General features: G+C 65.2%; 22 protein-coding genes. 12 read left to right on the forward strand and 10 right to left on the reverse strand.

Features of this window, described 5'->3' with window-relative positions; genetic code table 11:
* Positions 1-149: 149 nt before the first annotated feature.
* Positions 150-908 (forward strand): SDR family NAD(P)-dependent oxidoreductase, encoded by a 759-nt coding sequence (locus ASD73_RS05780; protein ID WP_082521572.1) that lies wholly within the window; start codon positions 150-152, stop codon positions 906-908.
* 13 nt (positions 909-921) lie between these two features.
* Here ASD73_RS05780 and ASD73_RS05785 read toward each other — a convergent pair whose 3' ends face one another.
* From ASD73_RS05785 to ASD73_RS05795, 3 genes are all read right to left on the reverse strand, one after another.
* Positions 922-1,368, reverse strand: coding sequence for a nuclear transport factor 2 family protein (locus tag ASD73_RS05785; protein WP_200934950.1), 447 nt, complete (start codon positions 1,366-1,368; stop codon positions 922-924).
* Between the two features lie 3 nt (positions 1,369-1,371).
* Positions 1,372-2,544: a sulfotransferase family protein gene (locus tag ASD73_RS05790; protein WP_235534186.1), complete on the reverse strand. Its 1,173-nt coding sequence runs from the start codon at positions 2,542-2,544 to the stop codon at positions 1,372-1,374.
* Between the two features lie 96 nt (positions 2,545-2,640).
* A complete protein-coding gene (locus ASD73_RS05795; protein ID WP_235534192.1) occupies positions 2,641-3,828 on the reverse strand; it encodes a helix-turn-helix transcriptional regulator in 1,188 nt (395 codons plus the stop codon).
* On the opposite strand from ASD73_RS05795, the gene ASD73_RS05800 reads away from it, so the two are divergent.
* Complete coding sequence (locus tag ASD73_RS05800) at positions 3,827-4,762, forward strand: alpha/beta hydrolase (RefSeq protein WP_056370589.1); 936 nt, start codon at positions 3,827-3,829, stop codon at positions 4,760-4,762. The genes ASD73_RS05795 and ASD73_RS05800 overlap by 2 nt on opposite strands.
* Positions 4,763-4,790: 28 nt before the next feature.
* Here ASD73_RS05800 and ASD73_RS05805 read toward each other — a convergent pair whose 3' ends face one another.
* On the reverse strand, positions 4,791-5,567 hold the full coding sequence (locus tag ASD73_RS05805; protein ID WP_056370591.1) for an SDR family NAD(P)-dependent oxidoreductase: 777 nt from the start codon (positions 5,565-5,567) through the stop codon (positions 4,791-4,793).
* Between the two features lie 141 nt (positions 5,568-5,708).
* Here ASD73_RS05805 and ASD73_RS05810 point away from each other — a divergent pair, with 141 nt between their 5' ends.
* The 8 genes from ASD73_RS05810 to ASD73_RS05845 are packed head-to-tail and all read left to right on the forward strand — an operon-like array spanning position 5,709 to position 12,388.
* Positions 5,709-6,788 carry a Rieske 2Fe-2S domain-containing protein gene (locus tag ASD73_RS05810; protein ID WP_056370593.1) on the forward strand — a complete coding sequence of 360 codons (1,080 nt, stop codon included), beginning with the start codon at positions 5,709-5,711 and terminating at the stop codon, positions 6,786-6,788.
* Positions 6,789-6,823: 35 nt separating this feature from the next.
* The gene (locus tag ASD73_RS05815) at positions 6,824-7,618 is read left to right on the forward strand and encodes an SDR family NAD(P)-dependent oxidoreductase (protein WP_056370595.1); all 795 of its coding nucleotides are present in this window, start codon (positions 6,824-6,826) and stop codon (positions 7,616-7,618) included.
* A 2-nt stretch (positions 7,619-7,620) separates the two neighbouring features.
* Positions 7,621-8,367, forward strand: coding sequence for an SDR family NAD(P)-dependent oxidoreductase (locus ASD73_RS05820; protein WP_056370596.1), 747 nt, complete (start codon positions 7,621-7,623; stop codon positions 8,365-8,367).
* A 13-nt stretch (positions 8,368-8,380) separates the two neighbouring features.
* Positions 8,381-8,821: a nuclear transport factor 2 family protein gene (locus ASD73_RS05825; RefSeq protein WP_056370598.1), complete on the forward strand. Its 441-nt coding sequence runs from the start codon at positions 8,381-8,383 to the stop codon at positions 8,819-8,821.
* Positions 8,818-10,074, forward strand: coding sequence for an NADH:flavin oxidoreductase (locus tag ASD73_RS05830; protein ID WP_056370600.1), 1,257 nt, complete (start codon positions 8,818-8,820; stop codon positions 10,072-10,074). Before ASD73_RS05825 ends, ASD73_RS05830 begins: the two co-directional genes overlap by 4 nt.
* Complete coding sequence (locus tag ASD73_RS05835; RefSeq protein ID WP_056370602.1) at positions 10,058-10,843, forward strand: SDR family oxidoreductase; 786 nt, start codon at positions 10,058-10,060, stop codon at positions 10,841-10,843. Before ASD73_RS05830 ends, ASD73_RS05835 begins: the two co-directional genes overlap by 17 nt.
* A gap of 2 nt (positions 10,844-10,845) precedes the next feature.
* Complete coding sequence (locus tag ASD73_RS05840) at positions 10,846-11,934, forward strand: DUF1214 domain-containing protein (RefSeq protein ID WP_056373259.1); 1,089 nt, start codon at positions 10,846-10,848, stop codon at positions 11,932-11,934.
* On the forward strand, positions 11,921-12,388 hold the full coding sequence (locus ASD73_RS05845) for a nuclear transport factor 2 family protein (protein WP_056370604.1): 468 nt from the start codon (positions 11,921-11,923) through the stop codon (positions 12,386-12,388). Before ASD73_RS05840 ends, ASD73_RS05845 begins: the two co-directional genes overlap by 14 nt.
* A 17-nt stretch (positions 12,389-12,405) precedes the next feature.
* Here ASD73_RS05845 and ASD73_RS05850 read toward each other — a convergent pair whose 3' ends face one another.
* Together ASD73_RS05850 and ASD73_RS05855 are read right to left on the reverse strand one after the other, a co-directional pair.
* Entirely contained in the window at positions 12,406-12,876 is a 471-nt protein-coding gene (locus tag ASD73_RS05850; protein WP_056370606.1) for an Lrp/AsnC family transcriptional regulator, read from the reverse strand.
* Positions 12,873-13,394, reverse strand: coding sequence for an Lrp/AsnC family transcriptional regulator (locus ASD73_RS05855; RefSeq protein ID WP_056370608.1), 522 nt, complete (start codon positions 13,392-13,394; stop codon positions 12,873-12,875). Before ASD73_RS05855 ends, ASD73_RS05850 begins: the two co-directional genes overlap by 4 nt.
* 232 nt (positions 13,395-13,626) lie before the next feature.
* Here ASD73_RS05855 and ASD73_RS05860 point away from each other — a divergent pair, with 232 nt between their 5' ends.
* Complete coding sequence (locus ASD73_RS05860; protein ID WP_056373260.1) at positions 13,627-15,312, forward strand: FAD-dependent oxidoreductase; 1,686 nt, start codon at positions 13,627-13,629, stop codon at positions 15,310-15,312.
* A gap of 75 nt (positions 15,313-15,387) precedes the next feature.
* Here ASD73_RS05860 and ASD73_RS05865 read toward each other — a convergent pair whose 3' ends face one another.
* The 4 genes from ASD73_RS05865 to ASD73_RS05880 are packed head-to-tail and all read right to left on the reverse strand — an operon-like array spanning position 15,388 to position 18,685.
* Positions 15,388-16,143 carry a glucose 1-dehydrogenase gene (locus tag ASD73_RS05865; protein WP_056370610.1) on the reverse strand — a complete coding sequence of 252 codons (756 nt, stop codon included), beginning with the start codon at positions 16,141-16,143 and terminating at the stop codon, positions 15,388-15,390.
* A gap of 17 nt (positions 16,144-16,160) precedes the next feature.
* Positions 16,161-17,363 (reverse strand): thiolase family protein, encoded by a 1,203-nt coding sequence (locus ASD73_RS05870; protein WP_056373261.1) that lies wholly within the window; start codon positions 17,361-17,363, stop codon positions 16,161-16,163.
* Positions 17,364-17,368: 5 nt separating this feature from the next.
* Complete coding sequence (locus tag ASD73_RS05875; protein ID WP_056370612.1) at positions 17,369-17,746, reverse strand: nuclear transport factor 2 family protein; 378 nt, start codon at positions 17,744-17,746, stop codon at positions 17,369-17,371.
* A 48-nt stretch (positions 17,747-17,794) separates the two neighbouring features.
* A complete protein-coding gene (locus ASD73_RS05880) occupies positions 17,795-18,685 on the reverse strand; it encodes a VOC family protein (protein WP_056370613.1) in 891 nt (296 codons plus the stop codon).
* A 377-nt stretch (positions 18,686-19,062) separates the two neighbouring features.
* Here ASD73_RS05880 and ASD73_RS05885 point away from each other — a divergent pair, with 377 nt between their 5' ends.
* Positions 19,063-20,274, forward strand: a complete 1,212-nt coding sequence (locus tag ASD73_RS05885; protein WP_056370615.1) for an acyl-CoA dehydrogenase family protein — start codon at positions 19,063-19,065, stop codon at positions 20,272-20,274.
* Positions 20,275-20,284: the final 10 nt, after the last annotated feature.

Raw genomic sequence — 20,284 nt, forward strand, 5'->3', positions numbered from 1 at the left:
GAGCGTCCGATCCTCTCCGTTATCCCGCATTTTTTGCGAGCATAAGGCGGCCATCCGCGCCCGTTCCTCGTCCAATTGGATCAATTCGCCTGGCCATGCCGGTGCTACGAAATCGGGCAACAAGGGATGGAGAGAGGATCGAGATGGGCATGTTCGAGGGCAAGGTCGCGCTGGTAACCGGCGGCGCTTCGGGAATCGGCGTCGCGGCGGCGTTCCGCTTTGCCGAAGAGGGCGCCGCGGTCGTTGTCGCCGACATCAACGAAGCCGGCGCCGAGGCGATCGCCGACGCGATCCGCACGAAAGGCGGACGCGCGCGCGCCATCCGCTGCGACGTCGCCAGCACCGCCGACAATGACGCGATGGTCGCGGCAGCGAAACAGGATTTCGGGCGGCTCGACGCCGCCTTTCTGAATGCGGGCGCCTATGCGCAGACCGGTTTCGAGGAATCGGGCACCGCGACCTTCGACACGATGGTCGCAATCAACCTCAAGGGCGCATGGCTGGGACTGCAATCAGTGCTGCCCGCACTCGAGCGCGGCGGTGCGGCGGTGGTAACCGCATCGACCTCCGGCGTCATCGGGCTGAATGTGGCGGCCGCCTATAGCGCCGCCAAGCACGGCGTGATCGGGCTGGTGCGATCGACGTCACAGAGCTTCGCTGCGCGCGGCCTGCGCGTCAACGCGATCTGCCCCGGACCGGTCGCGACCGCGATCCTCGGCGTGGCGGAGCAGGCCCCTATCCAGCCGGCCGATACGCTCGCGCTCCCCGATTATGGCGGCGTGCTGTTGCCCCAGCATATCGCGGAGGTCGCGCTGTTCCTCGCAAGCCCGCGCTCGGGCGGGATCAACGGGCAGTCGCATATCGTCGACGCGGGATATCTGGCCAGCTATCCGCCGATGCCCGAATGAGCCTGCGGGCGCGTCACTCGCGCACGACGCGGATGCGGCTGAGCCGGGTCCTGGCGATCAGCCAGCGTCCGCGCGCCTTGCGGTAGCAATCGTGATAATGTCCGAAACCATGGCGCGAGCGGCCTGCCAGGTCGCTTCCCTCGCCCGCCCAGAAATGGTCGTCCATCGCCCAGATGCCCTCGGCGTCGCGTGCGCCGGTGAAGCGGATTTCAAAGCTGTGGACATGATGGACCGTCGTGGCATGTTCGAGCGTCGCGGCGACCCCTGCGACAAAAGCGTCGGCACCGGTGGTCAACAGTCCTTCATCCGTTTCACCCGGCATTTCGCGAAAGTCGCCAATCATGTCGTCGGTGAGCAGGCTGCGCAGCAGCGCCCAGTCCTTGGTGTCGAGCGCGCGCAGATAGCGCGCCTTGAGCAACCTTATCTCCTCGATCGCAGCGAGGTTGACGGCTTCGGTCATCATCTATTCCCCTCCCAGGAAGGCGGCTCGATAGGCCGCGAAACGCTGTTCTACACCGGAGCGGTCCAGACCGAAATCTTCAAGCGCATATTTATGCGGCGCGCGATCCTCGCGCTTGTTCGCTTCGGTCCATTCGGCCATGCCCGCGCACACTGTGTCGGTGACATCGATCCCCGCCGCCTCAAGCACGCGCACGCCCTCGCCGATCGGGTCGTCCAGCAGATCGGCGTAGCGGACATCGATGAAATTCTGCCCCGCGACCTGTCCGCGCACCGCCATGAAACGGTCGAGCAGCTCGGCGAGCCGCGGCACCCAGAAGGCGGCGACGCTCGCGGGATCGACGCGGTCGGATACCATCTGGTAGAGGCTATGCTCCATGCTGCAATAGCTCGGCACCGTCGCGACCGGATCGCGATGCGTCATCACGATCTTCGCCTCGGGGAAAACCTCGATCACCGCATCGAGCGCGAGCAGGTGGCCCGGGGTCTTGAGCACCCATTTCGCACCCGCGCGGCTCTGGTCCTGCCATTGCAGCGACTGGAGGATCTGCTTGAGGTCGCGGTAGCACTGGATGCGGTCGTTGTCGGTCAGCCAGCGCGCATAGCCCGGAACATAGTATGTCCCCTCGATCATCGTGCTCGAATAGAGCTGGCCGAGGATGATCAGCTCCTCGTCAGGCTGGTCGATGCTCATCGGGTGGATCGACATCAGGTCGGGAATCGTCGCGAGCATATAGTCCAGAAAGCCGCGCGCCGCCTCACGACGCGGTTCGGGATTGCCGCGCTCCTCCCCCGGAAAGGGAGCGTAATTCTGCGTCTCGAACCAGCGCGTGCCGGTCATTCCCGGGGCCGACGCGAGCATCCGGTGCAGCATCGTGCTGCCGGTGCGCGGCAGCCCGACGACCACGGCCGCGACCTCGACCTTCTCGTCGAGAATTTCCGGGTGGCGCTTGATCAGGTCGACATGGCGCAAGCGGTTGACGAGGCCGTTGACGATCATCGCCGAGGCGCTCGTAACGCCCGCCTCGCTGAGCCGGGCTTCGGTATTGAGCGCCGGGATCAGGGCGTCGATATTGGCGAAGAACCAGGTGTTGCCGAAATCCGAAAGCCCCGTCTGTTCGCACGCTCGCGCCACGAGCACATCGCGATTCGGCACTTGGCTAATTGCCTCTTTCACGGTCCATCCTCTCTGCATTATGATAGCAATTATATATATGACGTACGATATTCGTATTCACATATGCTATCATCTACGCAGAAAGAAGCAACACCCTTAGGCGCTGAAGCCACCCAATTCGGTCATTCCGGCGTGGAGCAGGTGGACAAGCTGCGACTGACGCCGGGCGCCGGTCTTGGCGAAGATCGAGCGCAGGTGCGAGCGCGCGGTGTTGTGCGCGATGCCCAGCCGGTCGGCGGCTTCGACCAGCGAACCGCCTCCGGCAAGCGCCGCTGCGAGCATCGCTTCCATCCGCGTCAGCTGGAACAGGTCGCGGATCGCTTCGGGATCGGGCGCCGCATCCTGTCCCGGATCGCTGATGAACAAGGCCAGTGCCGCGCCCTTGCCGCCGCGCATGAAAGCCGGGGTGGTCACCGCCTTGGCGACGACGCCCAGATCGCGCCGCCCCGATGGCCGCTCGATACGGAAGCGCTGCGGCGGCGAGGCGGCGGGGTCGGCCTCCGCGCTGAGCAATTTGAGCAGTTTTTCGAGCGTGCGGTGCGCGCTGCCCGCCGCCAGCCGGAGCCGCCCGCCCGCGAGCGTCAGCCCGTCCTCCTCGGCCAGCAACCGCTCGGCGACCGCGTTGGTGCGGATCACCTTTCCGTCGTGGTCGAGCGTGATCGCCGCGACGCCCATCTGTTCGACAACGCCGCGATAGACGCCATGTTCGGCGCCCGACGCCTGCAACCGTTCGAACAACTGGATGGCATGGCGCAGATGCGGAACAAGCGCCTGCAACGCATCGCGCTCGGCGGCGCCGAAATCGTGCCGGCTGCGGTCGCGCGTCACGCGAAGCCGCGCCTCGAAACCGCTGTCGAAACGCAGGTCGACGCCGAGGATCTGGTCGCCTCCCGCGGCTTCGAGGAAGTCGCGCCAGAAATCGCTCGTGCGCGCCGCCCCTTGCACAAAGTCGCTGAACGAAAGGACCTTGCCTTCGGGAAGGCCCTTGAACGGGTCGCTCGCGAAGAAGCTTTCGGCATAGTCTTCGCTGGTTTGCGGATCGGCGTCGGGGGTCACGATCGTTCCGGGTTTGCGCGTGCCCGGCATCGTCAGGATCAGTGTCGCATAGGTGCCGTCGAGATAGAGCGCGAGACCGCGCAGAAAATCCTCCCACGGCGTGTCGGTCAGCAGGCCACCGAACAGGTCGGCGAGCAGCTTCGAAAATTCCGCGGCGGGTCCGCCTGCCATCACCATCGCACCTTCATTTCCATCCATTCCATCCCACAAGCCGGAGAGTTTTGCCATGCCCATTGATCCCGCGCTCGCGCCGTTGCTCGATATGATGAACGCACTGCCGCATATGAACGCGCCCTTCGATCCGGCCGCGCTGCGACTGGCCGACGAACAGCCTATGCCGGTGCCCAAGGCCGATGTGGCCGAGGTGCGCGACGTCACGCTCGAGACCAGTGCGGGGGCCGCGAAGGCGCGCCTTTATCGCCCCGCGCCCGGGACAACGCCCCCCCTGCTCGTCTTCATCCACGGCGGCGGCTGGGTGTTCGGGACGCTCGATACCCATGATCCGCTGTGCCGCGCGCTCGCCGCGGCGGCCGAAATCGCGGTGCTCTCGCTCGAATATCCGCGCGCGCCCGAGCATCGCTATCCGGCCGCGCTCGATACCGTTCGCGCCGCGGTCGTGACCGTGGTTGAACAGGCCGATGCGCTCGGCATCGACGCCGGCCGGATCGCGGTCGGCGGCGACAGCGCGGGCGGCAATTTGTCCGCCGCGCTGTGCCTCGCCACGCGCGACGAGGGCGGCCCCGCGATCGCGCACCAGCTGCTGCTCTATCCCGTGGTCGACAATGACTTCACCCGCGCCTCCTATGTCGAAAACGCCACCGGCTATATGCTGAGCAGCGAAATGATGCAGTGGTTCTGGGCGCAATATCTGGGCGATGCCGGTCGCGCCGCCGGCCCCCTTGCGACGCCGATCCGCGCCGACAGCCTCGCCGGCCTGCCGTCGGCGACGATCGTCACCGCCGAGTTCGACCCGCTGCGCGACGAGGGCATCGCCTATGCCGAGCGACTGAAGGCGGCGGGCGTGGCGGTGACGCATGACCATTTCCCTGGCGTGATCCACGGATTTGCCAGCATGCTGGGCATGCTGCCGCAGGCCGATGTCGCGGTGGGAACGGCCGCCCGGGGATTGCGGGCCGCCTTCGCGATGGAAACCGTGGCATAATCGGGGTGCAGGGGTCGGTGCCTTCGCATCAGACCCCGTAACCGCCCGCGACCGCAATCTGCTGCCCCGTGACGTAGGCAGCTTTGGACGAGGCAAGGAAAACCGCCGCATGACCGATTTCCTCGGGACGACCCCAGCGCTTGAGCGCGAGATTCTTGTGAACCTCGGCGGTCCATGCGTCGTCGAACACGCCTTGCTTCGAAAGTTCGAGGAACATGCCGGCCTCGATCACGCCGACGAGGATGGAGTTGGCGCGGATGCCATGCTTCCCCTCCTCGCGCGCGATGCCCTTGACCAGCGCTTCGTTCGCGGCTTTGGGCGCGACCGACAGGCCGTCCTTGTCGGGCCAGCGGAGGTCGCCGGCCGACCCCAGATGGACGAACGAGCCTCCGCCATGTTCGCGCATGTGCGGAATGATAAGATGCGTGGCGCCGAAAAAGCCATGAACCTCGACGTCGATCGCGCGGCGCAATTGTTCGGGGGTCGTGTCGGCGAGATGGACTTGCGCGACGAGCGGGCCGGCGCCCCACAGCATGGTATGGATGCGGCCGTGCGTGGCAATGGCGCCCGCAATGGTGGCGTCGAGCGCGTCGTCGTCGGTGACGTCGCACTGGTGCAGGCTCGCCTTGCGCCCCGACGCTTCGATGCGCTCGGCCAGCGCCTCGGCCTCCGCCTGCTTCGAGCGCCAAGCGATCGCAATGTCGCTCCCCGCCGCCGCGAATTCGCCCGCAACCGCCGCGCCGATGCCGCCGGTCGCGCCGAAAATCAGCGTCGCGCCCTCGGGAAACTGCGAACTTTCACCCATCTTCACCCTCCTTGAACTACAAAATATTGCATAATGTCGACAATAGTGAGATATGTTATCGAAATGCGATGACATCGCAAGTTTTCAAAACGCATAATGACAATGTCTGATGTAAATCCGGGCATGAATGGGAGATTTCCAATGGCGACAACCGCAGACTATGGACTGGGCGACCAGGTCTTTCCGCGCGGCTGGTTCATGATCGCCGCCGCCGCCGAACTGGAAGGGACAAAACCGCTCGCCGTCCGCTTTTTCGGCCGCGACCGGGTGCTGTATCGCGGCGAGTCGGGGCAGGTTTATCTGGTCGACGCCTATTGCCCGCATATGGGCGCGCATCTGGCGAAGAACGAGACGAGCTTTGTGATCCGCGACAACGAGCATGTGCAGGGCGAATCGATCCGCTGCCCCTATCATGGCTGGCGCTTTGGCCCCGATGGCAAGTGCAACCAGATCCCTTATTCCCCGCAAAAGATTCCGGCGGCGGCGAAGCTCGAAAACTGGCCGGTGATCGAGCGCGCGGGCTGCATCTGGATGTGGCACGATCCCGAAGGGCTCGAACCCGAATATGAGCTGCCATCGTTCGAGGAATATGATCAGCCGCATTGGGTAAAATGGGAGCTCGACCGGCTGGGCGAACTCGCCAGCCATCCGGTCGAGATCCTCGACAATATGGTCGACCGCGCCCATTTCGAACCCGTCCACGGCAATGACGCCGTCGACGTCTTCGAAAATGATTTCGACGGTCACCGCGTCGTCCAGCGGCTCCGCGCGGGACACCGCACGCTCCAGGGCGACGCCCCGCTCGAAACCGACACCTGGTATACCGGGCCGGGCATCCTGCAATCGCGCATGTCGGGGCAATTCCCCTCGATCATCATGATCGCGCACACCCCCGTCGACGACGGGGTGGTGAAAGTGTGGCACGCGCTGCTGGTCAAGGTGCCCAATGCCGAGCCGACGGCGGACGATGTCGCGATGGCGCGCGCCTATCAGGCCGCGGCCTGCGCCGCCTTCGCGCAGGATTTCGAAATCTGGTCGAACAAGAAGCCATGCGTCAATCCGATGGCGGTGCAGGGCGACGGCCCGATCGGCAAGCTCCGCATCTGGTATCGCCAATTCTACAACAGCCGTGCGCGCGCCGGGGAATTTCAGAAGCGCGTCAACGGCACGCACGTCACCCGCGGCACCTTGTCCGCGCCGTTCGAACAGAAAGTCGCCTGAGGGCGGCAATACAGACAGAAATCAGGAGAAAATGCGTGGCAAGACTCGCAGGTAAAGTTGCGATCGTAACGGGTGCGGCACAGGGTATGGGCGCCGCGACCGCGCGGCTCTTCGCGGCCGAGGGCGCCAAGGTGGTGCTGTGCGACGTGATCGAGGACAAGGGACAGGAAACCGCGAGTGAAATCGGCGAGAGCGCCGTGTTCGAGAAGCTCGACGTGCGGTCCGAAGCCGACTGGGAACGCGTCGTCGCCGCGACGGTCCAGCGCTTCGGCAAGCTCGACATATTGATCAACAACGCCGCGATCGTGCATTTCAGCCCGATCGAGGCGATGCCCGCCGAGGACATCGAGCGCGTCCTCGCGATCAATGTGATGGGAACGATGCTCGGCGCCAAATATGCCGCGCGCGCGATGACCGAGGCGGGACGCGGCGTGATCGTCAACATCTCGTCGGTCGACGGCCTTCGCGGCTGCAACGGCCTGTCGGCCTATACCGCCAGCAAATGGGCGGTGCGCGGGCTGTCGAAATCGCTCGCCTACGAGCTGGGCCCGCGCGGCATTCGCGTCTGCACCGTCCACCCCGGCGGCGTGAACACCCAGATGGGCAATCCGACCGGGCTGACCGGCGACGCGCTCAATGTCGGCTATGAGCGTGTCCCGCTCCAGCGCATCGGCGAGCCCGAGGAAATCGCGCGCGCCAGCCTGTTCATCGCCTCCGACGATGCCAGCTATATCAGCGGCGCCGAGCTGGCGGTCGATGGTGGCTGGTCGGCGGGCTATTACCAGCCCTTCCTGCCCGGCGCGCCCGCAAGCCTGATGGGGCAGCCCTGATCATGCTGGCGGGCAAGGTCGCACTCGTCACCGGCGCAGGCCAGGGTGTCGGGCGCGGCATTGCCCGCGCGCTTGCCCGGCGCGGTGCCCGGATTGCGCTGGTCGGCCGCACGCTCGCCAAGCTCGAAGCAGTGGCGGGCGAAATCGGCAGCGATTCCGCCGCCTTCGCTGCCGACGTCAAGGACGCAGAGTCGGTCCGCGCCGTGGTGGATGCTGTCGCGCAGCATTTCGGCGCGATCGACATTCTCGTGAACAATGCGCAGGAGGTGCCGCTCGGGCCGCTGCTTTCGGTGGAGGATGACGCGTTCGAGGCGGGTTTCGCTTCTGGGCCGCTGGCCTCGTTCCGGTTGATGAAAGCCTGTCATCCGCACCTTCTGCGCTGCGGTGGCGGCACGATCATCAACCTTGCCAGCTCGGCCGCCGTGCGCTGGGACATGGCGAATTACGGTGCCTATGCTGCGGTTAAGCAGGCGACGCGCGCGCTGACCCGCGCCGCCGCAGCCGAATGGGGGCCCGATGGCATCCGCGTGCTCGCCATCGCGCCGCACGCCAATTCGCCCGGTCTGCAAGGCTGGATCGAAAACAACCCGGACGAGGCCGAGGCCTTTTTCCGTACGATCCCGCTGCGCCGCGTCGGCGATTGCGAGGATGATATCGGCAATGCGGTCGCGGCGCTGTGCGGCCCCGACCTCAGCTATCTGACCGGGGCGACGATCCCGCTCGACGGTGGGCAGGCCAATTTCGGCTGAAGGAACGAGCAGGATGAGCGCCGCCGACATCATCGAAATCCAGCAGTTGCTCGCCGCCTATGTCTTTGCGATCGATGCGAAGGATTATGACGCGCTCGACGCGGTGTTCACGCCGGACGCCGCGATCGACTATTGCGTCACCGGCGGCGCGCGGGGCAGCTGGGCGGAGATCAAGCCGTGGCTGGCAAAGGCGCTCGCGCCCTTTCCCCTCACGCAGCATCTGATCGGCCTGCCGCTGATCCGGCTCGAGGGCGACCGCGCGACCGCGAAGACGATGCTGTTCAATCCGATGCAGCTGGCGCGGCCTGAGGGTGATCATCTGTTCCTGCTCGGCTGCACCTATATCGACGATCTGGTGCGCACGCCCGCGGGCTGGCGGATCGCGAGCCGCACCGAAGCCGACTTCTGGGTCAGGGACCCGCCCACCGATTTCACGCCGGTGCCCGCACCGTGAGCGCCGCCGATCCCTTCGACCCGGTGCAGATCGGGCCAATCACCCTACGCAACCGCTTCATCCGTTCGGGCGCGAACGAGATGATGAGCAAGGCGACCTTCCCGACCGGCGCGCTCCTCGATTTCCACCGTGCCTATGCGCGCGGCGGCGTGGCGATGACGACGCTCGCCTATCTCGCGGTCTCGCCCGACGGACGCACGCTGCCCGGACAGGGGATGTTGAGCCGCGAAAGCGTGCCGCATTACCGCGCGGTCACCGACGCGATCCACGCCGGGGGCGCCATGGCGTCGGCGCAGATCACCCATGGCGGCAGCTTCTGCCAGATCGACGACCTCTCGACCCCGCGCGCGATGTCGGCATCGGCCGGAATCGACAAGATGGGGGTGCTTAAGGGTCGTTTCTTTCAGCGCGCGATGACGCGCGCCGATATGGAGATGGTGACGGGCGAGTTCGTGCGCGCCGCCAAGCTTGCCGAACAGGCGGGTTTCGATGCGCTCGAAATCCATATGGGGCATGGCTATCTGCTCAACCAGTTCATCTCGCCGCTCTCCAATTTCCGCAAGGATGGCTATGGCGGATCGGCTGCGAACCGCGTGCACTTTCCGGCCGAGGTGCTGGCTGCGGTCAAGCGGGCGACCGGCGGGCGGCTCGCGATCCTCGCCAAGATCAACCTGACCGACGCGGTGCCGGGCGGCGCGACGGTCGACGACGCGATTGTAACCGCGCGCGCGCTCGAAGCGGCGGGCGCGGACATGCTGGTGCTGTCGGCGGGGCGCAATATCGAAAGCACCTGGGCGATGTTCGGCAGCGCGCTGCCCTATGACGACCTTGCCGCGATGCAGGGCGGACTGCTGTCCAAGCTGCAATTCGCGATCCTCAAGCGCAGCGTGCCGAAGTTGCCCCCATTTCGCGAAAATTATCTGATGGAGTCCGCGCTAAAACTGAAGGCGGCGCTCGGCCAGACGCCGATGAAGCTCGCCTATCTGGGCGGCATTCAATCGCTCGCCGGGGCGCGGCAGGCGGCCGCCGAAGGGTTCGATGCGATCGCGCTGGCGCGTGCACTGATCCACGATCCGGCGCTGATCGCGAAATGGCAAAGCGGGACCACCGATGTTTCGGGCTGCACCGCGTGCAACCGCTGTGTCGCCGCGATGTACGGTCCGTCGGGAACATATTGTCCGGAGGTCGGCAACGCGCTCGACCCCGGGCTCAAGGACATTTTTGCGGGAGAGAAATATGCCAAGCCTGCTTGAGAACAAGGTCGTCATCATCAGCGGGGTCGGCCCCGGCATGGGGCAGGCGATGGCGCGGATCGCCGCCGCCGAGGGCGCCAAAGTCGGGCTCGGCGCGCGCAACAGGGATTTCATCGACGCGGTCGCGGGCGAAATCCGCGCGAGCGGCGGCGAAGCGGTCGCGGTGCCTACCGACGTCGGCGATGCGGGCCAGTGCGCGGCGCTGGCGAAAGCAACCGCCGACGCGTTCGGGCGGATCGATGGGCTGGTCAACACCGCCTATATCCACGGCGAATGGGTGACGGTGGACGAGGCCGATCCCGAGGATTGGGCCAAGGTATTCGACGTCAATTGCCTCGGCGCGCTCCGGATGACGCAGGCGGTGCTGCCCGCGATGAAAGCGGCGGGCGGCGGCGCGGTGGTCAATGTCGCCACCATGTCGCAGGTCAATCCCTTTCCCGGCGAGGGCGGCTATGCGACGGCCAAGGGCGGCCTCACCACCATGACCAGACATATGGCGAAGGATCTTGGCCGCTTTAACATCCGGGTCAACGCGACGCGGATGGGCTGGATCGGCGGCAAGCCGGTCTATGACTATATCGACCGCGCCGCCGCGGGCGGACAGGACCGCGATGCGGTGATCGGCGAGATCACCGCGCGCATCCCGCTCGGCGTCATTCCGCCCGAGGAGGATTGCGCGAAGAGCGTACTCTTCTTCCTTTCCGATTATGCGAAAATGGTCACCGGCGCGACGCTCGACGTCAACGGCGGCCAGTATATGGCGCCATGACGATGACGAACGACCGCATCCTGCCGCGCGATGTCTGGCGCGATTTCTGCCGGCGGCTGGAAGCCGCGGGAGAGATCGTCACCGGCGCCGAAGCCGCCGCCAACCCGCTCGACCGCGCCGAGGGCTATCGTTACCTGACGCGGCTGCTGCGCATCGCGCTCGACATGCAGCTCGAGCATGCCGACCCCGATTTCCCGAGCTTCTATGCCGCGTCGCACGAGACGGCGAAGATCGGCGCCGACAATCCAGACAACATCTATATGAACGCGACGGTGTCAGGCGCGCGGAGCTATCGCATACGGGGCAAACGCGGCAGCGTCCCGATCCTGAGCTTTGGCACCAAGGCCAATCGCTATGCCGTCGACGGGACAATGGCCTCGACCGGCGAGATCGATTCGGCCGACATGGCGGTCGCCGACGACGGGTCGTTCGAGATCATCGTCAGCCGCGAAAGGGTCGACGGCAACTGGCTGCCGCTCGCCGACGACAGTTCGATGGTGATCGTGCGCCAGACCTTTCTGGACCGCGCGAACGAAGCGCCCGCGACGGTCGAGATCGAGGCGATCGACGGCCCCGCCCATCCCGCGCCGCTTTCCGCCGACACGCTCGCGGCGGCGCTCGAACGCACGACCGCTTTTGTTGCGGGAACCGCGCGGACCTTCGTTCAGTGGACCGAGGATTTCCGGGCGAACCAGATGAACCGGCTGACGACGATCGACCAGACGCCTTTTTTCCGCGCGGGCGGCGACCCGACGATCTTCTACCTCCACGGCTGGTGGCAGCTCGAACCGGGCGAAGCGCTTCGCATCGACACGCGCGTACCCGGATGCAGTTTCTGGAATTTCCAGCTCGACAATTACTGGATGGAATCGCTCGATTATCGCTATCACCGCATCCATGTGAACGGGCATAGCGCGCGGCTGAACGACGACGGCACGCTGACATTGATCATCGGCCCGCGCGACCCGGGCTTCGGCAACTGGATCGACACCGCCGGGCACCATCAGGGCACGATGTTACTGCGCTGGATTGGCGCCACCGACCATCCCATCCCCGAAAGCAGGATAATCCCCCTCGATGACCGACCTTGAATCCCGTATCGCGCGGCTTGAAGCCGAAAGCGACATCCGCCGCCTGAAGGCGCGTTACCTCAATGCCTGCGACGCGAAGGATGTGGACGCGATCCGCGCCTGCTTCACGGAGGATGCGGTGATCAACTTTCCGCCCGTCGGCGAATTCGACCTCGAAGGGCTCATCGGCGTGTTCACGCAGATGGCGGCGACGACGCCGATCACCGACGTGCATCAGGGGCACAATGCCGAGATCGAAGTCGACGGCGACGAAGCCAGTGCGCGCTGGAATCTCGGCTATGCGACCTATGACCCGCGCAGCAAGAGCTTTCGGCTGCTCGCCAACTTCTATCACGACCGCTATCGCCGCACCCCCGAGGGCTGGCGGATTTGCTATAGCCGTTCCGAACCGCGCGCGATCGTCGACGGCACGCTTGCCGAAGGCGGGATCAAGGCGGGCTGGGCGGCGGGATAGGCTCGCTCGCCGAACCGTCAATCGACCAGTGCGCACCAGCGATAGTCGTGCTTGATGAAATTCTGCCCGAGGCTGTAGCGGACGCGCCGGACGCCGGGGATCTTGTCGATCGTCTGATGCAGGAAATCGGTCAGCTCGTTGCCGTTTTCGACCAGAGTCATCGCGAGCACATCGGCGCGGCCGAGCGTCGTCGCGACAAAGCCGATCTCGGGCAACTGCGCCAGGCTCGCCGCGACCTTCTCGATGTCGGCGGCGGTATCCGCCTCCACCCAAAGATAGGCGAGGATCGGATTGCGGAGCCGGTTGGCGTTGGTGACCGCGGCGACGCGGATCACCCTGTTGTCGAGCAGTCGCTTGAGGCGCGAACGGATCGTGCCCTCGGTCAGGTCGAATTCGCGGCCGATCTCACGGTTCGACACCCGCGCATCGTGGCCGAGCCGTTCGATGATCTTGTGATCGAGTTCGTCGAGGCTGATCCTGGTGCTCATAGCGGTGCCCATTCCGGATTATATTTGAGGACCTTGAGCGCAAGGCTGGGGAACAGCCGTTCGACCCCCTCGATCTTGGCGATCACACCGGTCAGAAGATGCTGCATCTCCTCGAGTGTTTCGGCCACCACCTGGATTTCGAGGTCATGCGTTCCGATCGCGACATTGACGGTGATGACGCGTTCCAGCTCGGCGATCTCGGCGCCGACATCGCCCGCGGGCCGCCCCTTCACCTGCACGCCGACGGGTGCCAGATAACCAAAGCCCATCGCCGAAAGGTCGCGCATCGCGACGACGCGCACCATGCTGGCATCCTCGAGCCTGCGCAGCCGCGTGCGCACCGTCGCCTCGTTCAGCCCCATCTCGCGCGCGATGTCGCGGTTTGCGATCCGGCCATTCTTGCGAAGCGCGGCGATGATCTGCTCGTCGACATCGTCGAGCGCGGGCAGCCCGTCACCCTGGTTCGCGTTGGCGGCCTTGCCCCGCGTCCTTTTCCCGGCTTTGGTTGCGGTGCGCAACGCTTATTCTCCCAAGCTGAACCAGTACCCCATGCGATGGCGCGTCAACGCCATCGATATGCTTCCCACAGACCGTATCGCCGCGCCACTGTCAACATTCATCGATTGCAGCGCGGAATATATAACGGTTTGCGTAAATATTTTGCCTTTCAAAAACGCAATCATTATGTAGAACCGCATGAAGGCCGGAAAGCGCGAGTTTTTTTTCGGGCAGGCACGCAGGAGCAATAGAGTGGCGGTTCACGAAGTCGATATATTGGTGATCGGCTCGGGCGCCGGGGCTTTGACTGCGGCCTTCACCGCTGCCGATGCCGGCGCCGACGTGCTGGTTGTCGAGAAAAGCGCGCGTTATGGCGGGACCTCGGCGACGTCGGGCGGCGGCATCTGGATCCCGAACAGCGACGACGCGCGTGCCAAGGGCCACGCCGACGACCCGAAGGAAGCGCTGGGCTATATCAAGGCATTGATCGGCGACGATGTACCCGAAACCAAGCTCGCGACCTATGTCGACAATGCGCACCGGATGCTGAGCTATCTCGAGGCGCGATCCGAGGTTCGCTACACCGCCTATGCCTATTCCGACTATCATATGGACGTCGACGGCGCGCGCGACGGGTGGCGGACGCACGACCCCATCCCGCTGATGGCCGACCGGCTGGGCACGGATTTCGAGCGGATGGAGCCGCCGCACACGCTGACGCTGACCTTTGGCCGCTTCACCTGGACGATGGAGGAGGCGAAGCTGCTCCTGACCATGAGCCCCGGCGCCAAGCCTTTGCTGTTCAAGCTGATGCTCAAATATATGTTCGACCTGCCCTGGCGCTTCAAGACGAAGCGGTCGCGGCGGCTGACCGGCGGCAATGCGCTGATCGGACGACTGAAGCTGTCGATCGACGAAAAGGGCGTGCCGATCTGGCTCAATGCGCCGATGGTCGAACTGGTCCGGGACAAGAGCGGGATCGCCGGCGCGATCGTCGAACGCGACGGCGAGCGGATCGAGGTGCGCGCGCGCCGCGGCGTGATCATTGCGAGCGGCGGCTTCGACCATGATGCCGCGCTGCGCGAAAAATATCTGCCGCAGCCGACCTCGGCCGACTGGAGCGCGGGGGTGCCGAGCAATACCGGCGACGGGCTCAAGGCCGGGCTCGCGGCAGGCGCCGCGACCGCGCTGATGGATTCGGCCTGGTGGGGTCCCGGCTTCCTGCTCGAAGGCGAGGACCGCGCGCGGATCCTGTTCGTCGAGCGCGCGCTGCCCTCGTCGATCATCGTCAATCAGGCGGGCCGCCGCTACATGAACGAGGCGGCGTCCTATCATGTCGCGGGGGGCGAGATGCACCGCTGCAACACCCCCGACGCGCCTACCGCCCCCTCGTGGTTCGTGTTCGACGCGCGCTATCGCGGCAAATATATGCTGGGGCCGATGATGGCGGGCAAGCCATCGGCCGACGGCCGCATTCCCGAAGCGATGCGCAAGATTCTCAAGAAAGCCGGAACGCTCGCCGGGCTGGCGAAGGAGATCGGCGTCGACGCCGCCGTGCTTTCCAAGGAAATTGCACGCTTCAACGCCAATGCACTCAAGGGCGAGGATCCCGATTTTGGGCGCGGCGCGTCCGCCTATGACCGGCATTATGGCGATGCGTCGGTGACGCCGAACCCGACGCTCGCGCCGATCGCCGAGGCCCCCTTTTATGCCATCCCGATCTATCCGTGCGATCTTGGCACCAACGGCGGGCTGCTCACCGACGACAACGGTCGGGTGCTCGGCGAGGACGGCAGGCCGCTGGGCGGGCTCTATGCGATCGGCAACGCTTCGGCGGCCGCGATGGGGCGGACCTATCCGGGCGCGGGCGCGACACTGGGCCCTGCGATGACCTTCGGCTGGCTCGCCGCGCGCCATGCGATGCGGGTGAATCAATAGATCCAACGTCGGAAAGCGACGCTTGGCATTCCACTACTCGTCATTCCCGCGAAAGCGCGGCTGGCGGATACTCGCTCAGCGCGCCAGATAACCGCCGTCGACCGCGAGCGGGTGGCCGGTGATGAAGCTCGCCTTGCCCGAGCAGAGGAAGATCACCGCGTCGGCGATTTCATGTGCTTCGCCGATGCGGTTCATCGGGTGCATTTCGGCCACGAAGCGCGCCGCGGCTTCCTCCTTCACCACGGCATCGACCATCGGGGTGCGGATCGCGCCGGGACAGACGGCGTTGATGCGGATGCCCTGCGCGGCGTAGCGCATCGCAGCCGAGCGCGTGAGCCCGACGACCGCATGCTTCGACCCGCAATAGCCGGCGCCCCCGGCGCCCGCCATACCCGCGATCGACGCTGTATTGACGATCGCACCGCGCCCCGCCCTTTCCATATGGCGCAGTTCAGCGGCCATGCAGAGCAGCAGCCCGCGCTGGTTAACCGCGATGGTGCGATCATAGGCGCCAAGGTCGCCCCACGGCGTTTCCATGCCCTCGAGCGAAATCCCAGCATTGTTGAAGGCGCAATCGAGCTGGCCCCAGCGCGCCACCATATCGTCGACAAAGACATCGACCGCGTCGCCGTCGGTAACGTCAAGCGCGCCATGATGCGCCTCGCCGCCCTCCGCGCGGATCAGCGCGGCGGTTTCGGCGGCGCTGTCGCCATTGAGATCGCCGATCGCGACCTTCGCGCCCTCCGCGGCAAAGGCCAGCGCAGCGGCGCGGCCGATGCCGCTGCCCCCGCCGGTGACGAATGCGGTTTTTCCTTCGAACAACAGCGCCATCGCCGCCTCCTTTTGATTTAGACGATTTCGAACAGGCCGGCGGCGCCCATGCCGCCAGCGACGCACATCGAGACGACCGCATAGCGGACGCCGCGGCGCTTGCCCTCGATCAGCGCGTGGCCGACGAGGCGCGAGCCCGTCATCCCGAAAGGATGGCCGATCGCGATGCCGCCGCCGTTGACGTTGAGCTTGCCCGGATCGATGCCGAGCTTGTCGCGGCAATAAAGCGCCTGGCTGGCGAACGCCTCGTTGATTTCCCAGAGGCCGATGTCGTCGATCTTGAGGCCGGCGCGTTCGAGCAGCTTGGGGATGGCGAAGACCGGGCCGATGCCCATTTCCTCGGCCTTGCAGCCCGCAACCTGAAAACCGCGATAGATGCCGAGGATCGGCAACCCTTCCTTCTCGGCCATCGCGCGGTCCATCACGACCTGTGCCGAGGCGCCGTCGGATAGCTGGCTGGCGTTACCCGCGGTGATATGACGGCCTTCCTTGACGACGAGCCCGTCCTTGAACACGGGTTTCAGCCCCGCGAGCTTTTCGGCGGTGGTGTCGCAGCGCACGCCCTCGTCATGCGCCAGCGTCAATTCTTCCTTGCCGGTTTCATTGCCTTCTTTGTCGAACAGCGCCCTGGTGACGGTGATCGGCACAATTTCTTGCGCGAAGCGGCCCGCGGTCTGCGCCGCGCCCGCGCGCTGCTGGCTGGTCGCGGAGAAGGCGTCCTGCGCCTCGCGGCTGACGCCATAGCGGTCGGCGACGATCTCGGCGGTCTCGATCATCGCCATATAGGCGTGCGGGTCGGCCGTTTTGATGAACTCGGACCGGTTGCGAAAGGCCGGGGCGTGCTTGTTGAGGGTGAGCGAGATGCTTTCCATCCCGCCCGCAATCGCGACGTCGATCTCGTTGCACATGATGCCGCGCGCGGCGAGCGCAAGCGCGTTGAGCCCCGACGAACATTTGCGGTCGAGCGTGAAACCTCCGGTCGAATCGGGGAGTATCGAACCATGAACCGCCAGCCGCCCGAGATTGTAACTTTGCGTGTTCCAGTGGTTGCCGACGCCCAGATAGACGTCGTCGATCCGCGCCGGGTCGATCCCGGCACGCTCGATCGCGGCGTTGACGACATGCGCCGCCAGCACCGGCGCCTCGGTGTCGTTGAATGCACCGCGATAGGCTTTGCCTACGCCGGTGCGCGCGGTCGAAACGATGGCGGCTTCGCGCATCGCCACTATGCCCCGGTGCTGCGCATGTTGGCGGGGCTCCAATAGGCGCGCATCTCGGTCACCTTGCCCTCGCCGTCGAATTTGAAGGTGTCGATTACCTCGATCTCTTTTGGCCCGCCGAAGTCGACGAGCACGGTGAAGGCAAAGGCGGCATAGTCGCCGCCGGTGCGGACCGGGCCGTCGAGGCGGAGCTTGGCGCCCGCCTGCATCGACATCGTATAAAAGGCGTGGATCGCGTCGCGTCCCTGGTGGATCGGGGTGCCGATCGGATCCTCGACCGTCGCGTCGTCGGCGTAAAGGCCGGACGCCATTGCCGCGTCACCCTTTTCGAACGCCTCGACATAGCGTTCGACGGCGCGGACCATATCGTCATGGCTGGGCATGAGTATCTCTCCAATGATGCAGTAAGGGGGCGGGATTTCGGAGGCGCGTTAGCCGCCGAAGTCCCAGTGATGACCCCATTCGTCTTCCTTGATGCTGATCGTCGGGGTGAAACTGGCCCAGTCGGGCTGGATGCCGCCGAAGCCATATTCGATGTCGAAGCCGCCGGGGCTGCGCATGTAAAAGCTCACCATCTTGTCGTTCATATGCTTGCCGAGGCTCGACGAGATATGGATGTTCGCGGCCTTCGCGCGGTCGAGCGCACGCCCGACGTCGTCGAGGCCCGGCACTTCGACCATCATATGGACCAGCCCGCTCGGCACCGGAAATTCGGCGAGCGCGACGCTGTGGTGGCGCGGATTGTCGCAATGGAGAAAATGCATGCCGAGCCCCGGATCGTCGGGTCCGCCGCCCTGCATATAGACGCGCATCTCGTCGGTGTCGCCGAAACCGAGCAGCTCGATATAGAAGGCGCGCGTCTCGGCGATCTTCGCCGCGGGAAAGACGACATGCCCCATCCCCATCTCGCCCGTGATAAAGCCGGATACGCCAGCGGGCGAGACGAAGGGGTTGCCGTCGACGACGCGTCCCCAGCCGAGTTCGAGCCGGTTGCCCGAGGGATCGGTGCAGCGGACGAATTCGACGACATGGCGATCCTTCGCCTCCGCCTCGGACGCGGGCTCGACTACGACGCCTGCATCACGGAGTCCCGCAATGCCGCGATCGAAGGCGGCCTTGTCGGGATAGACGAGCCCCGCGGCGTGAAACTGCTCGGCATCGCCCTTGCGAATCAGCATGCGAAACGGACGCTCGTCCATGCGCAGGCGCAGGCCGCCCGCATGGTCGATCGCCTGCATGCCCAGCACCTGTTCGGCATAGGCGCGCCACGCTTCGACATCGGCCGTATCGACCACGACATAGGCCAGTGACCTGATTGCCATTCACTCATCCCCTACGGACGGGTGCTCCGGCACCCTGAATCGAGCGCAAGCTACAGGCGAGAACGCGCTATATCAAGTATGATACGTAGAAATTTGCGTTATAATTTACGCAAACCGTATATTTTTCCTTCTCAGCTCGCACCTATCGCTGTCGATCGATCAATCCAAAGCCCTGAACGCCGCTACGGCAAGCGACACTTTGCGTATCGCGCTGCGCGCCTCGATACGCAGCCCGGCCCTTCGAATAGCCCGAAGCGACATTTTGCATAGAATCCGGATTGACAGCTTGCGTAGAGAAATGCATCATTCACTACGAATATGGGAGTGATATCGCGACGCGGCCTCCCGCAAGCGCATGAATATCCCGAGGAGAGCATATGGCCACCGCCCCGCAGCAAGCCGCCGACACCGCGCTGCCCACCCCCGCCGCGCTGATCGAGCGCGCCCGCGCAATGATCCCGACGCTGAAGGCGCGCGCGCGTCAGACGACGCTCGACGGCAATGTGCCGGCCGAAACCGTCGCCGAGATGCAGGACGCCGGATTCTTCCGCATCCTGCAGCCGAAGCGCTGGGGCGGCTATGAAATGCACCCCAATGTTTTCTTCGAAGTGCAGAAGGCGCTTGCCGAAGGCTGCATGTCGACCGGCTGGATCTATGGCGTGCTCGGCTGCCACCCCTATGAGCTCGCGCTCTTCCACGACGAGGCGCAGCGCGAGGTGTGGGGCGACAATGGCGGCGCGATGCTCGTCTCGTCGACCTATCAGCCGGTGGGCAAGGTCGAGAAGGTCGAGGGCGGCTTTTACCTCTCGGGCCGCTGGGGCTTTTCCTCGGGCTCGACGCATTGCGGCTGGGTACTGCTCGGCGCGCTCAACTTCGACACCGACGGTGGCCCGCCCGACATGCGCACCTTCCTCCTTCCGCGCGGCGACTATCAGGTCATCGAGGGGACATGGGACGTCTTCGGGCTGCAGGGCACCGGCAGCTTCGACATCCTCGTCGAGCGCGTCTTCGTCCCCGAACATCGCACGCACAAGGCCAGCGACGGCTTTGCCTGCACCAACCCCGGCCAGGCCGAGAATGACGGCCCGCTCTATCGCCTGCCCTGGGCGCAGATCTTTGTCCGGTCGGTGTCGACTGCGGCGTTCGGCGGCGCGCGCGCGGCGGTCAATGCCGCGATGGAGATCATGCAGGGCCGCATTTCGACCAACACCGGCAAGGCGTCTAAGGCCGATCCTTTGCTCCACGGCGCGATCGCGAATGCGCATGCGCAAATCCTTGAGATGGAGCTGACGCACCAGACGACCTTCGACCGGCTGATGGCGAAATCCGAAAGCGGCGAGCCGATCACAATCGAGGAACGCGCGCTCTATGCCTATCAGTCCTCGACCGTCGTGCGGCGGCTCGCCGAGCTGGTAGACGGCATGGTCCAGCTGCTCGGCGGCCGCGCCATCTATATGTCGAGCGCGATCATCCAGCCGTGGCTCGACCTCAACGCCGCGCGCGCGCACGTCGCGAACGACCCCGGCAATCGCACCACCGACGTCGTGATGACGATGCTCGGCGAACCGCCCGCCTTCACATTCATGTAAGAGGAAACTG

It is taken from the genome of Sphingopyxis sp. Root154 (assembly GCF_001427105.1).
Taxonomy (GTDB): Bacteria; Pseudomonadota; Alphaproteobacteria; order Sphingomonadales; family Sphingomonadaceae; genus Sphingopyxis.

Excerpts from the sequence above, each read along its gene's own strand:
- ASD73_RS05780 (WP_082521572.1), top strand. The coding sequence starts at position 150 with ATGTTCGAGGGCAAGGTCGCGCTGGTAACCGGCGGCGCTTCGGGAATC.
- ASD73_RS05785 (WP_200934950.1), bottom strand. The coding sequence starts at position 1,368 with ATGACCGAAGCCGTCAACCTCGCTGCGATCGAGGAGATAAGGTTGCTC.
- ASD73_RS05800 (WP_056370589.1), top strand. The coding sequence starts at position 3,827 with ATGCCCATTGATCCCGCGCTCGCGCCGTTGCTCGATATGATGAACGCA.
- ASD73_RS05795 (WP_235534192.1), bottom strand. The coding sequence starts at position 3,828 with ATGGCAAAACTCTCCGGCTTGTGGGATGGAATGGATGGAAATGAAGGT.
- ASD73_RS05805 (WP_056370591.1), bottom strand. The coding sequence starts at position 5,567 with ATGGGTGAAAGTTCGCAGTTTCCCGAGGGCGCGACGCTGATTTTCGGC.
- ASD73_RS05810 (WP_056370593.1), top strand. The coding sequence starts at position 5,709 with ATGGCGACAACCGCAGACTATGGACTGGGCGACCAGGTCTTTCCGCGC.
- ASD73_RS05820 (WP_056370596.1), top strand. The coding sequence starts at position 7,621 with ATGCTGGCGGGCAAGGTCGCACTCGTCACCGGCGCAGGCCAGGGTGTC.
- ASD73_RS05825 (WP_056370598.1), top strand. The coding sequence starts at position 8,381 with ATGAGCGCCGCCGACATCATCGAAATCCAGCAGTTGCTCGCCGCCTAT.
- ASD73_RS05835 (WP_056370602.1), top strand. The coding sequence starts at position 10,058 with ATGCCAAGCCTGCTTGAGAACAAGGTCGTCATCATCAGCGGGGTCGGC.
- ASD73_RS05840 (WP_056373259.1), top strand. The coding sequence starts at position 10,846 with ATGACGAACGACCGCATCCTGCCGCGCGATGTCTGGCGCGATTTCTGC.
- ASD73_RS05845 (WP_056370604.1), top strand. The coding sequence starts at position 11,921 with ATGACCGACCTTGAATCCCGTATCGCGCGGCTTGAAGCCGAAAGCGAC.
- ASD73_RS05850 (WP_056370606.1), bottom strand. The coding sequence starts at position 12,876 with ATGAGCACCAGGATCAGCCTCGACGAACTCGATCACAAGATCATCGAA.
- ASD73_RS05865 (WP_056370610.1), bottom strand. The coding sequence starts at position 16,143 with ATGGCGCTGTTGTTCGAAGGAAAAACCGCATTCGTCACCGGCGGGGGC.
- ASD73_RS05870 (WP_056373261.1), bottom strand. The coding sequence starts at position 17,363 with ATGCGCGAAGCCGCCATCGTTTCGACCGCGCGCACCGGCGTAGGCAAA.
- ASD73_RS05875 (WP_056370612.1), bottom strand. The coding sequence starts at position 17,746 with ATGCCCAGCCATGACGATATGGTCCGCGCCGTCGAACGCTATGTCGAG.
- ASD73_RS05880 (WP_056370613.1), bottom strand. The coding sequence starts at position 18,685 with ATGGCAATCAGGTCACTGGCCTATGTCGTGGTCGATACGGCCGATGTC.
- ASD73_RS05885 (WP_056370615.1), top strand. The coding sequence starts at position 19,063 with ATGGCCACCGCCCCGCAGCAAGCCGCCGACACCGCGCTGCCCACCCCC.